This is a genomic window from Qipengyuania aquimaris, from assembly GCF_020171965.1.
Lineage (GTDB): Bacteria > Pseudomonadota > Alphaproteobacteria > Sphingomonadales > Sphingomonadaceae > Qipengyuania > Qipengyuania aquimaris_A.
The window spans coordinates 285,751-300,443 of sequence record NZ_JAIUZK010000002.1 but is presented as its reverse complement, the minus strand read 5'-3'; the positions used below and the strand labels follow the sequence as shown (position 1 = coordinate 300,443).

The following is a 14,693-nucleotide window of genomic DNA, read 5'->3' as shown; positions in this document are numbered from 1 at the left end:
TCCTGCGGCCTTACCGTCTCACCTCTCCCCTGAGGCGAGCAGCTTGCATTTCCGTAGCGTCATCCTACGATGCCGTCCGTGGTCGCATGAGACAGAGGCGGTAACGCCCACTTGTGCGGAGGGAATAATATGGGGGCGATTACCAGCAGGCTGGGCCGGATTCCGGCCGCCGTTTGGTTGATCCTGACACTTCTGACGATCGTGCTGTTCTACGTCGGCATCAGGACCGGCGGGTTCAACATGTCGCTGGAACGCATTCCGTGGGGCATTCTTGTCCCGGCCGCCGCCGCGATCTGCCTCGGCCATTCCTTCATGCTGCTCGGCTGGAAGCGCGCGCTCACCCTGTTCCTCATGGCCGTCTTCATATCGTTCGGCTTCGAGTTCGTCGGCGAGAGCACGGGAATGATTTTCGGCCCCTATTTCTACACCCACGTCCTGGGCTGGAAGCTGTTCGACCGCATACCGCTGCTGATCCCGCTTGCCTGGTACATGATGTTCTACCCCAGCTACATCATCACCAACCTGATTGCAGAGGGAGGGCCGGTCTCGCGCCGTACTGCGATCGTCCCGATCATCTGGCTGAGCCTGCTGAGCGCCATGGTGATGACCGCATGGGACCTGACCATGGACCCGGTCATGAGCTATCACCCCTGCCCCGACCACAGCCTGGATTGCCTGACCAAGAAACTGCAGCCCGGAGAGGTGGGCCACCCGGCCTGGGTTTGGGTGGATCCGGGTCCGCATTTCGGCGTGCCGCTTGAGAACTTTCGCGGCTGGCTTCTCGCGAGCTTTACCGTCTTCTTCCTCTATCGCCTGGTGGAACGGCGCCTGCCGCTCGACCCGGCACCCGGCATGAATTCGCGCTTCATGATCGCCATTCCCGTCGGCCTTTATGCCGGCATGGCTCTCATCGACACGTGGCTCGGCTATCCGGAAATCGAGGACGTCCACCTGATTTCGCCATTCGTGATGGGTATTCCGGCCTTCTTTGCCGCTTTCCACCTGTTCGCGAACCGTACGGACCTGCCGCTCTACCCGCAGCAGGGCGAGGTCGTAGCCTCAACGCTCCAGGACCGTGCGGAGGTAAAGCCATGACCAAGACTCGCATCGCCATCCTCGGCGGAGGCCTGTCGGGCATCGTAACGGCCTTCTACCTCAGCGCGCCCGAGCAGCGCAGGAAGTACGACATCACGATCTACCAGCTGGGCTGGCGGCTGGGCGGCAAGTGCGCCACCGGGCGCAATCCCGATCACGGCGAGCGGGTGCAGGAGCACGGTCTTCACGTATTCATGGGCGCCTACCAGAACGCCTTCCACATGGTGCAGGAGGCTTATGGTGAAGCGCAGAACCTGCCGTTCGAAACATGGGACAAGGCCTTCACCCAGCAGACGACGCTGACGCTGATGGATCGCCGCAATGGCGAATACGAACCCTGGCCTTTCGGCGTGCCCGTAATGCCCGGGACCCCGGGGATCACCAAGGCGCCCGACATATGGGGCCGGATCGCCGAAGTCCTCGAGTGGATCGAAAGCGAGATGCTCGGGACGCATGGGATGACCTTCTCCGGCCATCCCGACCTGTCGTCCCTGCCGTGGTGGCGCCGCATGATCGTGCGGTTACTCCTCGGCATCGAGCATCTCGTCGCCGAGGCCGCGAGCGTGCTCATCCGCGATGCTCTTGGTCTTGTGCAGACGCTCGTCGAGGACCCGGCAAAGCACGGCGCGCATCACCACAATCTGCTCGCCGATGCCGCCGCAGGATTGCGCAGCTGGATCCAGCGCCGCGCGCGTCCTCTCCTAGAGAAAGATGCGGACCTGCGGCACTTCTGGATTTTCGTCGACCTCGGTCTGTCCAGCCTCATCGGCTCGCTTCGAGATGGCCTCCTCTTCGATCCCGAAGCCAATCTCGAGCGCGTCAATCACCTCGACTATCGCGACTGGCTGAGGTCGCACGGTGCCGACGAGATCACGCTGGATTCGTCGCTCATCCGCAGTCTCTACGACCTGATCTTCGCCTATCCGCAAGGCGACTGGACGAAGCCGGGCGAAGTCGAGGCGGGGACCATGGTGGTCTCTTTGATGAACACGGCGACCTATCAGGGCGCTATCATCTGGAAATTCAACAGCGCCACCGGCGATGCGATCGTCCAGCCGATCTACGAGGTCCTGAAACAGCGCGGCGTGAAGGTCGAATTCTTCCATCGCGTCGATCGGCTGGTGCCATCCGCAGACGGGAAGCAGATCGAGAGCGTCGAACTTGGCCGGCAGGTCGAACTTCTCGGCGGCGACTACGACCCGCTCCGCCAACTCAAGAGCGGGCAATATGTCTGGCCGGACCGTCCACGCTTCGAGCAGATCAAGGATGGCGACAAGTTGAAGGCGTCCGGGGCCGATCTCGAATCTCACTGGACCGAATGGGAAGATGCCCTGCCCCCGCTCACCCTGACGGCCGGGGACGATTACGATGCACTCGTGCTGGCCATTCCGCCAGCCGCCCACCCAGTCATCTGCCGCGACTTGATTGCGCAGAAACAGGAATGGGCGCGCTTCACCCAGACCATCCGCAGCACTGCGACGCAAAACCTGCAGACCTGGATGGATAAAGACGAAACGGAATTGGGCTGGACCCTCCCCACGCTGGTCGGGGCATTCGACAAGGTGAACCTCAACACCTGGTGCGATATCTCGGAAGTGCTCGCGACCGAGGAATGGCCGAAGGACGCGGGCATCTGCACCGAACAGATCATGTGCGGGCCGCTGCCTTGCAAGGACAGCATCCCGCCCTCTACCGATCACGAATATCCGAAGCGCCAGTTGAAGCAGGTTGAGGAGCTGGCGGAACGGTTCATTGCCGATCAGGGCGAGCGGTTCTGGAGCAAGGGTTTCGGGCCGGGCGCGCCGCAAGGCGGTGTCATCCGCAGCACCTATGTTCGCGCGAACATCGATCCGAGCGAACGCTACACGCTCACCGTCCGCAATTCGACGCGGCATCGCATGACCGCGAGCGGGTCGACCTATTCCAATCTCTACCTCACGGGCGACTGGATCCAGAACGGGCAGAACCTCGGCTCGTTCGAAGCGAGCACGATCTCCGGGATGCTGGCCAGCCACGCGATCTCGAAATTCCCGACCGACATTCGCGGCGTCGATGCCGAAGCGCTGACACAGGCGGAATATCCGGCAAAGCCTTCGCAGGCGCGCGGCGCCTTCGTGAAGCATCCCGGCATGGCCACCTTCCCGGGCCGGATCACCCTCGACGACACGACCATGTGGGCGTTCCTGCTCGATGCAGACTACGATCTCATGGCCGGATATTGCCGCAGGATGTTCGACGAACCCAGCGGGGGCGAAGTCCGCGTGCGCCCGATGTCGTCGAAAATGATGATGACCATCGTCGACATCGGCACCGGCCGCTTCGTCGACGAACCGGAAATGGGCTGGTCGCCCGAACGTGAGCTAACCTTCTGGATTCCCGCAGTTCGGGTCGAAGCACGCGGCGGCAAGGAGGTTGCCACCCATTTCGACATGGTCATGCCCTACCTCGTGCTCGACAACCCCGTTGCGATCGCCTCGGGCCGGGAGATTTTCGGCTATGCCAAGCAGAAGGGCTGGATCACCCTGCCGGACGACGAGGGGAATTCGGCGCGCGACCTCAACGTGGATCTCTTCGCTACGAAGTCTTTCGGCAAAACCTCCGAACAGGCGCGGCATCGTCTCCTGACGCTTGGCCACCAGGGCGAGAAGGAGAGCGCTGCCCTATCCGGCATCTCCGGCTTTGGTGATGCGGTAAGGTCTCTCTACCACCACATCGGCAAGAGCGGGGATGGCTGGCATAACAGCCTGAAGCTGGACTTCGAGATATTGGGCGATGCGCTGCACCGGCGCGTGCCGCAGCTCTTCCTCAAGCAATTCCGCGACGTGCATGACGGAGATAGGGCCTGCTACCAGGCAATCACGGAAGCAATCGGAGAGGTCACCCGGTTCGATGCCTTCCCCAGATTGACCACTTTCGACATGACGCTCGAGCATCTCGACAGCTCTCCGGTCGCCAAGGATTTCGGCATAGCGCCGCAGCAGCGGTTGCACGGTGTGCGACTGGAATACGACATGACAATTCTACCGGGCAAGGTGCTCTGGCAGGCCTGAACAGGCCCGCCATGGCCAACCGGCACAAATCGGATTAATGGGAACGCTCACTACCGCAATTTTGCGGCAGTCGAACGGGGGAAGCGTTGCACGACCTGTTCATATCCTATGGCCGCGCGGACGAAGATATCGCCCGCCTTTTCGCCTCGACCCTGCAGGCCGAAGGTTTTGCGGTATGGTGGGATGAAACGCTGCGGTCGGGCGATACCTACGACGAGGTTATCGAAAAGGCCCTGAGACAGGCGCCTGCGGTCGTTGTTCTCTGGTCGGCAACCTCGGTTCAGTCGCGTTGGGTCCGTTCCGAAGCCACGATCGGCGACCGGCACGGCGCTTTGGTCCCCGCGATGATCGCGCCATGCGAGCGGCCGATCATGTTCGAACTGACCCAGACGGCCGACCTCACCGGTTGGAACGGCGACCAGTCCGATCCACGCTGGCAGGCGCTCGTTTCCGACATCCGGGAAGTGGTCGAACGGCGCAAGTCCAAGGATGCGGCGGATACCGAGGTCATCAGGCCACAGGCCACGGCGCATGCCCCTCCCCCGCTTCCGCCACGCGAAGGCGTTGAAGGCGAATTGCCCTCGTTGGCAGTCCTCCCGTTCAAGAACCGCTCTGGCCTAGAGGATGACGACGTCTTCGCGATCGGCCTGGTCGAGGATGTCATCGACGCCTTGTCGCAGGCGGCGGAATTACGGGTCATTTCCAGCAGCGCCGTCGCCCGGTACCGCGATGGCGAAATCGCCGATATCGAGGCAATGGCGCGCAGCCTGGGGGTGCGATACATCCTCGAAGGCAATGTGCGGCGCAGGATGAAATCGCTGCGTGTCACTGCCCAATTGCTCGACGCGCGGACAGGCACGATCCTCTGGACGCAAAAGTTCGAACGCCCGCTCGACGAACTCGCCGAGCTGGAAGAGGAACTGGTCCTCGAAGTCGCCGCCCATCTCAATTCGCAGGTCAACCGGCTCGAAATGGAGCGCGCACTCAAGAAGCCGGAAAACCTGACCGCGTGGGAACTGGTTACACGGGCAGTTGCCAATTATCGCCAGATAACCGGAGAGACGCTCCTCCTCGCATTGCAGGATGCGCAGAAGGCGGTCGAAATCGCGCCGTCCTATGGTTTGGCGCACGCCATGCTCGCCGATGCCAATGCGACGATTTACATGCACGCCTCGCCCGACGATCCGGACGCCATCGAGAAAATCAATGCGGAGATCGGCCGCGCCCTGTCGCTCGATCCGGACAATCCGATGGTCCTCGCTCACGTCGCCGAGGCTTACAATTACATCGGCCAGCCCGAAGACGCGCTGATCTATGCACAGCGCGCACTCGAAAAGAGCCCGAATTTCGGTCTCGCGCATTACAACGCAGGGATCGCCCACGCGCTGCTGCACAATGCGGACGAAGCTCTGGAGCAGTTCGATCTCGAAATTGTCCAGGCACCCGGCGCGCATACCCAGTTCGCCACCTATGTCTGGAAAGGGAGCGTGCATCTGCGCGACGGGAAGCTTGCCGAGGCCCGGCGGCAATACGACCGTGCCCTGCGGCTGAACCACACCAGTGCAGCGGCTTATCTCGGCCTCTTTCTCGTCGACAAGCACGAGGGCAATCACCGGGAAGCGGCGGGGAACCTCGCGAAGATGCGGGAGCATGATCCGCAGGTGACGCTCGAGCTGCTCCGATTGAGACTGCAGCGCTGGTTCGGGAAATTGGAGCATTGCGGTCAGATGTGCGACTGGGCGCAGGAACATTGGGAAGAGGCAGCAGGCTGAATGTCGGAAAAGCTCGACCTGAAACCGCGCCTGACCCTGCGGATCGGTATTACCGGCCACCGACCGCCGAGGCTGCCGCGCGAACGCAACGAGGCCGTGCGGCATAGCTGCGAGGATATCTTCGCGCGCGCGAAACACGCTCTGGAGGACATCTACGAGCGCAATCGTGACGTATTCTCCGACGAAGCGCCCGTAGTGCGCCTGGTCTCCGCCATGGCAACCGGGGCCGATACCGTCGCGGCCGAGGCGGCGCTGGCCCAAGGTCTGCCGCTATCTGCCTGCCTGCCCTTCCGAAAGGAAGACTATGCGCGCGATTTCGAGCCTTCCGAATGGGCACAGACGCAGGCCCTGATCGAGGCCGCGGAAAGCACGGTCGAACTCGTCGATCACCGGCCGGGCGATCCGGGGGCCTACGAGGCCGTCGGTCGCCTGGTTCTGGCCCAGTCGGACATATTGATCGCAGTATGGGACGGCGATGCAGCCCGTGGCCGCGGCGGCACCACGGAAGTCGTCGCCCAGGCCGTGGCAAGCCATATGCCCGTCATCCACGTCTGGCCCGACGAGATCCACCCACCGCAATTGCTGTGGAGCGGTCTGCACGATGAGATACCGGACCGCCCGTCCATCGACGGGGTCGAACGTGTCGAGCTGTCGAAAGCCCTGCCGCAACTGCTCGAAGCACTTTGCGCGCCGCCCGAAGGCGAGGATGCGCAGTGCCTGCAAACCTTTTACGCGCCTGCTCCGAAGCGCAAGCAGTTCAGCATGGCCTGGCCCCTCCTGCTGCTGGCTTGCGGCACGAAAAGCCTTTCCAAGACGCGCTTCAAGATGCCCACCGTCGCCGAAGCCCGCACATATTTCATGCCGATGGTCGAACCTTTCGCAGGGCTCGGTGCCCTCGGGCGCCGGCTGAACGACGAAGTTGCCGACCGCTTCGCAAGAGCAGACATGGCGGCGAGCTATTTCGCGCTACGGTTCAGAAGCAGTTTCGTGACCAATTTCACGCTAGCTGCCCTCGCCGTCCTGCTCGCCCTGTCGGGCCTGTTCTGGCCCGCGGGCAAGTCTTTCCTGATCGCCGCCGAACTGCTGGTCATTGCCCTCATCATCCTGAACACGCGAAGTGCGCGCAGGTCGGATTTCCATACGATGTGGATCGACAGGCGCCATTTGGCAGAGCGCCTCAGGTTGCTGGCAATGTCCTCGACGCTAGGCAGGCTGGAATTGCGCGACGTGGAGGACGGGACCACGCACCCGGGCTGGGTCACCTGGTATGCCCGTGCCACGGCCCGCGAACTGGATATGCCGCCCGGGCAGTTGGACCGCGACTACCTGGCGCGGGTGCGGGAGACGGCCATCCGCTTGATCCGCGACCAGATCGCCTATCATGATGGCAATGCCCATTTGATGGAACATACCAACCACCGCTTGCACCAGGCAGGCGACTGGTTGTTCGTCGGCACGATCATGTTCTGCGCCCTTTACCTGTCGACCCCGATCTTCTCGGACAAGATGGGCTATATCTCCGGTGTCAGCCTGGCAGCGGTCACGACTTTCGCGACCGCCTTCTTCCCGGCTCTCGCCGCAGCCCTCTACGGCATCCGCATGCAGGGCGATTTCGCCGCGACGGCAGAACGATCCACCGCCCTCGCCCGCCGCCTGCGCAAGCTCGAAGCGTCCTTCCAGCGGGACGATCTTGGCTACACGCGCCTAGTCGACAGGATCAGGAGGCTAAGCGACATTATGCTGTCGGATGTCCACCAGTGGCAGCAGCAATACGAAACGCGGCCCATCACCTTGCCGGGCTAACCCAAACAAGAACGCCGCCCCAATCGGGACGGCGTTTATGCATTTCAATTTCAGGTCGTTCAGGCAGCCTTGGCAGGCTTCTTCACCTTCGCAGGCTTGGTAGTCTGCGTCTCGGCATCGCCGGTCCCGGTGTTCTTTTCCGACAGCTTCTTTGCGAGATAACCGCCTGCGCCTAGAGCGATCATTGCCGGAAGGCTCATCCTGCGCAGCGCGGCCGCTGCGATCACGCCGAGCGCCGCACCGCCTGCACCGCCGATTCCGGTAGAAGTCTTCTTTGCGAGCCTGTCGCCCATGTAGGCGCCGATAACCTTGCCAATCATATTCGTGTCTCCTTTGCCCTTACAACGGACAGGAGCCACGCGCGTTCCGGGAGATTACGCCTCTATTCCCTTTGCAAGCAAGGTGTTGGCTGCCTTGGCAACATCTTCGGGAGTGGGGTCGCCGGCCCTGTTCCAGATGGCGTAACGCAGGCCGAGGAAGACGTTCATGCCCATCAGGGCCCAGGCCTCGACCTCGCCCAGATCCGGCCGCATGACGCCCGCCTTCGCACCGTCCCTGAGACGCTGGGCGATACGCTCTCCGATCGTCTCATAATGGGCGCGGTAACTGTCCGGATCGACGAATTCCGCCTCGTCGATGATGCGGTAGATTTCCTTATGCTCGCTGGCAAAGCGCAGGAACCCGCCGAGCGCCGCGCGTTCGATCGCGAGCGGGTCGGTCTCGTCGGCAATGGCATCGCGAGCGGCCGTTTTCACCGCATCGCTCATGTCGAGCACGAGTGCGCGGAAGATCGCATCCTTGCTGTCGAAGTAGGTGTAGAAGGATCCGAGTGCGACGCCCGCCCGGCGCGTGATCGAGCTGATCGACGCCTCGTGGAAGCCCCGTTCGCCGAATTCGATGGCCGCCGCATCCAGCAGCTTACGCTGGGTTTTCCGCCCCCTTTCGGTGCGCGGAACCTTCGGGCTCTCGATTGTGTCGCTGTCCATCCAGACTTCCTCCCGCCGACACCGCTACCCCCTTGAATGCGAGTAGTGCAAGATAAAACTTGAAAGGTGGTTCAGTTTTCAATATCCCGACATCCGAGAGATGTTGAGGGAGGTTTCATTATGCATTTTCAACCCGTGCGCCTGACGGCTGCATTGATGACTGGCGTCGCTTGCGCGGCACTGGCCACACCCGCTTCGGCCCAGTCGGAAACCGACGCCGTGGCCGAGATCGACGAAAGCGAAGACGTGATCGTCGTCACCGCTCGTCGCCGCGAAGAACGCCTGATCGACGTGCCCGTCGCAGTGTCGGCCTTTTCCGGCGAAGCGCTTGAAGAGCGCGGCGCACTGGACATCACCGACATCGCGCAGGCAGTACCCAACGTAACGCTGGAAGCCAGCCGTGCGACCAACTCCACCCTGTCCGCATTCATTCGCGGCATCGGGCAGCAGGACCCCGTCTCCGGCTTCGAACAGGGCGTCGGCATCTACCTCGACGATGTCTATCTGAACCGTCCGCAGGCTGCAGTGCTCGATATCTACGACGTAGAGCGGATCGAGGTCCTGCGCGGACCGCAGGGAACACTTTACGGACGCAACACCATCGGCGGCGCGGTCAAATACGTGACCAAGCGTCTGCCGCTCGAACCTTCGTTCAAGGCGCGCGCCACTTATGGCACGTATGACCAGGCCGAAGGTGTCGTGACCGCGTCTGTACCGATGGGCGACATGGTCCGTGTCGGCGGCTCGCTCGCACGCCTGTCGCGCGGCGGGTTCGGTGATAACCTCACCACAGGGCTAGAGAACTACAACAAGGACATCTGGGCAGGACGGCTCAGCCTGGAAGTGGGCGGCTATGACGAGCCCGGCTTCATTCGCCTTCAGGGCGACTACACCAAGGACAAGTCCCTCCCCCGCGGTGGTACGCGCCTCATTCCCGGTCTCGCTTCGGGCGCGCCGATCCTCGACGATGTATTCGACACGCGCGGCGCCCTGAACGATCCGGAACAGGACGTCGAAAGCTACGGCATCTCGCTCCACGCGGAGATGGAACTGTCCGATGCGCTGACGCTTCGTTCGATCTCTGCATGGCGCAAGGACGACAGCTATACGCCGATCGATTTCGACGCGCTTCCGGTGGTCGATCTCGACGTGCCCGGCGCCTATCTCAACGAACAGCTGAGCCAGGAATTCCAGCTTCTGTGGGACGATGGCGGCGCGCTGTCCGGCCTGCTCGGCTTCTATTACCTGGACGCGAAAGCCGACACGCTGTTCGACGTGCGCATCTTCACCACCTTCCCGGGCCTGACCGCTTACACGCAGGCGGAAGTCGACACCGAGACCTATGCGATCTTCGGCGACTTCACTTTCGACTTCACCGATCAGCTCAGCCTGTCGCTCGGTGGGCGCTATACCTGGGACGAGCGTAGTGCCAGCATCCTGCGCCAGAACTACCTTGGCGGCGGCTCGCCAATCTTCGGCGGCGCAGGCGTGCCGTTCGGCGGTCCCTCGACCGATTTCGACGGCAGCAGGGAGTTCAAGAAGTTCACCCCGCGCGCCTCGATCAGCTTCATGCCGACGCCCGACCACAATATTTACGCCAGCTACTCCAAGGGCTTCAAGGGTGGCGGCTTCGATCCCCGCGGCGTCGGGGCGAATGCTCCGGCGGCCATTACCGGTGCACCGACCGATGCCGAAGTCGCCGACTTCCTCAGCTTCGCCCCCGAAGAGGTCGACAGCTACGAAGTGGGCTACAAGGGTAGCCTCGGCATCCTGAACATCGCGGCCGCCGCATTCTACGCGGACTACACCGATGTGCAGATCCCGGGTTCGGTCGCCTGCGAAGTGGGCGGACTGCCTAGCTTCTGCGGCGTCGTCTCGAACGCGGGTAAGGCCACCTTCAAGGGTCTGGAACTGGAAGCCAATGCGCGCTTCGGCGGCGGCTTCGGCCTGTCGGGCTCGCTCGGCTATATCGACGCGGAATACGACGAATATATCACCGATATCGGCGGAACTCCCACCGATGTCGCAGACTTCCGCGTCGTCCAGAACACGCCCGAGTTTACCGGCAGCCTCACCGCCAGCTACGATGCGGATCTCGGCAGCGGCGATCTCTATATGGGCGCAACGGTCTCCTACCGCAGCAAGGTGAGCCAGTTCGAAATTCCGAACCCCTACCTCGACCAGGACGGCTACGCCCTCGTCGATGCGAGCGTGAAATGGACCGCGCCGGGCGGCAGCTGGAGCATCGGGCTCTACGGCAAGAACCTGCTCGACAAGGAATACAAGACGAGCGGTTACACCTTCGTGCTGACCGATCCGGTGACCGGCGAAATCCAGAACGGGACCAACGGTTTCCCGATCCCGACGCTCGGCCCCGACGGAACCCTGACGGCCTTCTACGGCAATCCGCGGCAGGTCTTCGCAACGCTCACGTTCGAATACTGAGCCTGAGTAAACAGCTCTCCAAGGAAGGCGGCGACCGGGACACCGGTTCGCCGCCTTTCTTTATCCTGCGGCGATAGCGGAACCGGTTGCCCCGAGAGGGTTGTCGACCGCGATGCCGTAAGTGCGCACATAATCGCCAAGCCGTTCGTATACTTCACCTGCATCCAGGCCGAATTCTGCAAGCGAATACTGGTGCGGCATTCTCTTTTGCGCAGCGGAACGGGCGAGGAAGGCTTCCATGCCCGGCACCGCGGGCGTCATGTCGAGATCGAGGAAATCGTAGACCCGTTCCATCGTGCCGCGCCAGTCACGGTCCATCGCATCGAAGTGGACGTCGATCATGCGTTCGCGCGGGATGGCGTCGCGCGCGTCGCGCATGCGGGAAATCATCAGTTCGGTCTTGCGCAGCCATTCGCGCCCGATCTCGTTCGGCGAAACAGCGTCCGAATAGATAATCGTCTGGTTCCACGCGAGCGAGGCGGCGCTGCCGACGATCGATTGCGGGTCGCGGTGCGTGAAGATCAGCCTCGCGTCGGGGAAGACCTTCAGTAAGGCGGGCAAGTCCAGCATGTGCTGCGGGGTCTTGAGGATCCACGGCCGGAGCGAACTTTCCTGCTGCGACCAACCGATGAGGCGCAACAGGTTCGCCATGTGCCGGTAGGCCGGGACCGCCGATTCCGCCTCGCTCCACTTCGCAAAAGTCGGGATGCGCCACTGCGCTTCGAACTTCATGCCGTACATGCTCGCGGCGATCAGACCGAGTTCCTCTTCCGGCTCGAAGGGGCCGGTGGGATGGATCGACAGCGTGCGCGGATTGGCGAGCCGGGCGACCTTCATGATGCGCGCGGCAAGCCTGGGTCGGAAATCCTCCGCCTCTCCTGCCATGACCTCCTCGAAGCCCGGGCGCGGCACCGGACTGATCGTCTCGAAACTGCGCAAGTGCGCGAACCTCTGGTCGCTTGCCAGCAGGCGGTGCATCCGCGTGGTGCCCGACCGCATGGGGCCGACGATCACGACCGGGTTCCTGATCGGCCGCGCCAGTATTTCCGGGTGCCGGTCGAACCATTGCTGCGCATAGAGACGGTCGCGCAGCAGGTGGTGGATCGTCTTCATGGTCGAAAAGTCGCCGGCCGCGTTCAGCCTTGCCTCGGCTTTCGTCGAATCGAGCAGCACCTCAAGCGCGCCTTCGAACCAGCGGTCGCCGAAATCGTCAGAACCATAGGCTTCGCTCACCTGTTCGATCAGGAAATCCGGCTCCAGCCGCGCGGGATCGACCAAGCCGACCTTGCGCCCAGCCCTTATCGCCGCGTCGGCAATATCGATGAAACGTGTGCGACGGGGCGGCGTAAGCGGCTGGTTTTGCAAGTGTCTCGGCCTCTCTTTCGGCGTGGGCGCATCGGGAGCGGCCATAGATGCTTCAATGAACGAGATCAGGATGGGTGCCCGCTCTTTTCCCCACTGGCCAAGGCGGCGCGCAGGCGGCATAGCGCGCACCATGCACGACATCGCCTTTATCAGAGCCAATCCGTCCGACTTCGATGCCGCCATGCAGAGGCGCGGCGGAGAAGCCGTCTCCGACCGTATCCTCGCCCTCGACGCCCGCAAGCGCGAGGCCCAGACCCGCGTCCAGGAAGCGCAGAGCCGCCGCAACGAGGCCTCCAAGGCAATCGGCCAAGCGATGGGCCAAGGCGACAAGGACAAGGCCGAGGCGCTGAAGGCCGAAGTGGCCGAGATCAAGGCCTCCATGCCCGAATGGGAAGAGGCCGAACGCGAGGCCGGGGCGGAACTCGACAACCTCCTGGCACGCCTCCCCAACCTTCCCGCCGACGATGTGCCGGAAGGGCAGGACGAGAACGACAACGTCGAAGTCTCGCGCTGGGGCGACAAGCGCGACTTCGCTTTCGAGCCGAAGGAACACGCCGATATCGGCCCTGCGCTCGGCATGGACTTCGAAACCGGCGCAAAGCTGTCGGGTGCGCGCTTCACTTTCCTGCGCGGCGACATGGCCCGCCTCCACCGCGCGCTTGCCCAGTTCATGCTGGACAAGCAGACGCGCGAAAACGGCTATACCGAATGCAATCCGCCGGTGCTGGTGAATGACGATGCCATGTATGGCACCGACAAGCTGCCCAAGTTTGCGGAAGACAGTTTCCAGACCACCGACGGTCGCTGGCTCGTCCCGACCTCCGAAGTCCCGCTGACCGCCTCGGTCGCGGACCAGATCATTCCCGAACCGGTCGAACCCATCCGCCTTACCGCCCACACGCTGTGTTTCCGCAGCGAAGCGGGCTCTGCCGGCAAGGACACGCGCGGCTTCATCCGCCAGCACCAGTTCGAAAAGGTCGAAATGGTCAGCATCTGCCGCCCTGAAGACAGCGAGGCGGAGCACGAGCGGATGACCACATGCGCAGAGGGGATTCTCGAGGCACTGGAACTTCCCTATCGCAAGATGCTGCTGTGTGTCGGCGACATGGGATTCGGTGCGCGCAAGACCTTCGATCTCGAAGTCTGGCTGCCCGGTCAGGGTGCCTATCGCGAGATTTCCTCCTGCTCGAACACCGGCGAGTTCCAAGCGCGCCGCATGAATGCGCGCTACAAGCCCGAAGGCGAAAAGAAGACGCGCTTCCTCCACACCCTCAACGGTTCGGGCCTTGCAGTCGGCCGCACGCTGGTTGCGGTGATGGAGAATTACCAGAACGAGGACGGCAGCGTGACCCTGCCCGAAGCCCTCGCCCCCTACATGGGCGGCGTCACCAAGCTGGAGCCTGCAGCATGAGGATCCTCCTTACCAATGACGACGGCATCCGCGCACCGGGCCTCGAAGTGCTTGAGGGCATCGCGCGCAAGTTTTCTGACGACATCTGGATCTGTGCACCCGACGAGGAGCAGTCGGGCATGGGCCACGCGCTCACGCTGACGCGGCCCGTGCGCCTGCGCAAGCATGACGACCGGCGCTTTTCTGTCACCGGCACGCCGACCGATTCCGTCACGATGGGCCTGCGCAAGGTCATGGACGGACCGCCCGACCTCATCCTGTCCGGCGTCAATCGCGGGGCGAACCTTGGCGATGACATTACCTATTCGGGCACGGTATCCGCGGCCATCGAAGGCGCGCTGGCCGGCATCCGCTCCATTGCGCTCAGCCAGGTCTACGCCAAGGAAGGGCTTGGCAATGGCGTCCAGTTCGGTGCGGCCGTGGAATGGGGCGAACGTGTCCTTGCTCCGCTGCTCGACACGCCCCTGCCCAAGCGCACGCTGGTCAATATCAACTTCCCGCCACGCCCGGGCAGCGAAGTGCGCGGCATCCGCGCGACACGGCAGGGGTTTCACGACTATTCGCGCGGCACCGTGGTCGAAGGACGCGACCCGCGCGGCTTCGAATATTTCTGGTTCGGCCTCGATCCGATCGAGCATACGCTGGACCACGGCACCGACCTTGAAGCCATCGAGGAAGGCTTCGTTTCTGTCACGCCGCTGCATCTCGACCTCACCCACCACGCCTCGCTCGGCGCGCTGGGTGAACGTTACGAGGACTAAGCGGT

Annotated in this window: 10 protein-coding genes; 7 read left to right on the top strand and 3 right to left on the bottom strand. The window is 62.8% G+C overall.

The features are described from left to right. The first annotated feature begins 129 nt into the window (after nt 1–129). The 4 genes from LCM24_RS09020 to LCM24_RS09005 all read left to right on the top strand — a co-directional run bounded on the left by LCM24_RS09020 (nt 130) and on the right by LCM24_RS09005 (nt 7,720). Nucleotides 130–1,095, top strand: coding sequence for a carotenoid biosynthesis protein (locus LCM24_RS09020; RefSeq protein ID WP_224803723.1), 966 nt, complete (start codon nt 130–132; stop codon nt 1,093–1,095). Beyond that, nucleotides 1,092–4,145 (top strand): NAD(P)-binding protein, encoded by a 3,054-nt coding sequence (locus LCM24_RS09015; protein ID WP_224803722.1) that lies wholly within the window; start codon nt 1,092–1,094, stop codon nt 4,143–4,145. The genes LCM24_RS09020 and LCM24_RS09015 overlap by 4 nt, the downstream gene beginning before the upstream one ends. Nucleotides 4,146–4,231: 86 nt before the next feature. Next, a complete protein-coding gene (locus LCM24_RS09010; protein ID WP_224803721.1) occupies nt 4,232–5,917 on the top strand; it encodes a TIR domain-containing protein in 1,686 nt (561 codons plus the stop codon). Then, a complete protein-coding gene (locus LCM24_RS09005; protein WP_224803720.1) occupies nt 5,918–7,720 on the top strand; it encodes a hypothetical protein in 1,803 nt (600 codons plus the stop codon). It abuts the gene before it with no gap. Nucleotides 7,721–7,779: 59 nt separating this feature from the next. Here LCM24_RS09005 and LCM24_RS09000 read toward each other — a convergent pair whose 3' ends face one another. Both LCM24_RS09000 and LCM24_RS08995 read right to left on the bottom strand, forming a co-directional pair. After that, nucleotides 7,780–8,040: a hypothetical protein gene (locus LCM24_RS09000; RefSeq protein ID WP_224803719.1), complete on the bottom strand. Its 261-nt coding sequence runs from the start codon at nt 8,038–8,040 to the stop codon at nt 7,780–7,782. 54 nt (nt 8,041–8,094) lie between these two features. Beyond that, nucleotides 8,095–8,706, bottom strand: coding sequence for a TetR/AcrR family transcriptional regulator (locus LCM24_RS08995; protein WP_224803718.1), 612 nt, complete (start codon nt 8,704–8,706; stop codon nt 8,095–8,097). 120 nt (nt 8,707–8,826) lie between these two features. Between LCM24_RS08995 and LCM24_RS08990 the strand changes: the two genes are divergently transcribed. Continuing rightward, entirely contained in the window at nt 8,827–11,151 is a 2,325-nt protein-coding gene (locus LCM24_RS08990; RefSeq protein WP_224803717.1) for a TonB-dependent receptor, read from the top strand. 60 nt (nt 11,152–11,211) lie between these two features. Here the strand turns inward: LCM24_RS08990 and LCM24_RS08985 are convergent, their stop codons facing one another. Further along, nucleotides 11,212–12,648, bottom strand: coding sequence for a sulfotransferase family protein (locus LCM24_RS08985; protein WP_224803716.1), 1,437 nt, complete (start codon nt 12,646–12,648; stop codon nt 11,212–11,214). Here LCM24_RS08985 and serS point away from each other — a divergent pair. Together serS and surE are read left to right on the top strand one after the other, a co-directional pair. Beyond that, nucleotides 12,647–13,927 carry a serine--tRNA ligase gene (gene serS / locus LCM24_RS08980; RefSeq protein ID WP_224803715.1) on the top strand — a complete coding sequence of 427 codons (1,281 nt, stop codon included), beginning with the start codon at nt 12,647–12,649 and terminating at the stop codon, nt 13,925–13,927. The two genes, LCM24_RS08985 and serS, sit on opposite strands and share 2 nt — an antisense overlap. Then, nucleotides 13,924–14,688 carry a 5'/3'-nucleotidase SurE gene (gene surE / locus LCM24_RS08975; RefSeq protein ID WP_090478093.1) on the top strand — a complete coding sequence of 255 codons (765 nt, stop codon included), beginning with the start codon at nt 13,924–13,926 and terminating at the stop codon, nt 14,686–14,688. The genes serS and surE overlap by 4 nt, the downstream gene beginning before the upstream one ends. Nucleotides 14,689–14,693: the final 5 nt, after the last annotated feature.

What these genes read in the sequence shown, in the direction of transcription:
- LCM24_RS09020 (WP_224803723.1), top strand. Translation starts at nt 130, where the DNA reads ATGGGGGCGATTACCAGCAGGCTGGGCCGGATTCCGGCCGCCGTTTGG.
- LCM24_RS09015 (WP_224803722.1), top strand. Translation starts at nt 1,092, where the DNA reads ATGACCAAGACTCGCATCGCCATCCTCGGCGGAGGCCTGTCGGGCATC.
- LCM24_RS09005 (WP_224803720.1), top strand. Translation starts at nt 5,918, where the DNA reads ATGTCGGAAAAGCTCGACCTGAAACCGCGCCTGACCCTGCGGATCGGT.
- LCM24_RS09000 (WP_224803719.1), bottom strand. Translation starts at nt 8,040, where the DNA reads ATGATTGGCAAGGTTATCGGCGCCTACATGGGCGACAGGCTCGCAAAG.
- LCM24_RS08995 (WP_224803718.1), bottom strand. Translation starts at nt 8,706, where the DNA reads ATGGACAGCGACACAATCGAGAGCCCGAAGGTTCCGCGCACCGAAAGG.
- LCM24_RS08990 (WP_224803717.1), top strand. Translation starts at nt 8,827, where the DNA reads ATGCATTTTCAACCCGTGCGCCTGACGGCTGCATTGATGACTGGCGTC.
- serS (WP_224803715.1), top strand. Translation starts at nt 12,647, where the DNA reads ATGCACGACATCGCCTTTATCAGAGCCAATCCGTCCGACTTCGATGCC.
- LCM24_RS08985 (WP_224803716.1), bottom strand. Translation starts at nt 12,648, where the DNA reads ATGGTGCGCGCTATGCCGCCTGCGCGCCGCCTTGGCCAGTGGGGAAAA.
- surE (WP_090478093.1), top strand. Translation starts at nt 13,924, where the DNA reads ATGAGGATCCTCCTTACCAATGACGACGGCATCCGCGCACCGGGCCTC.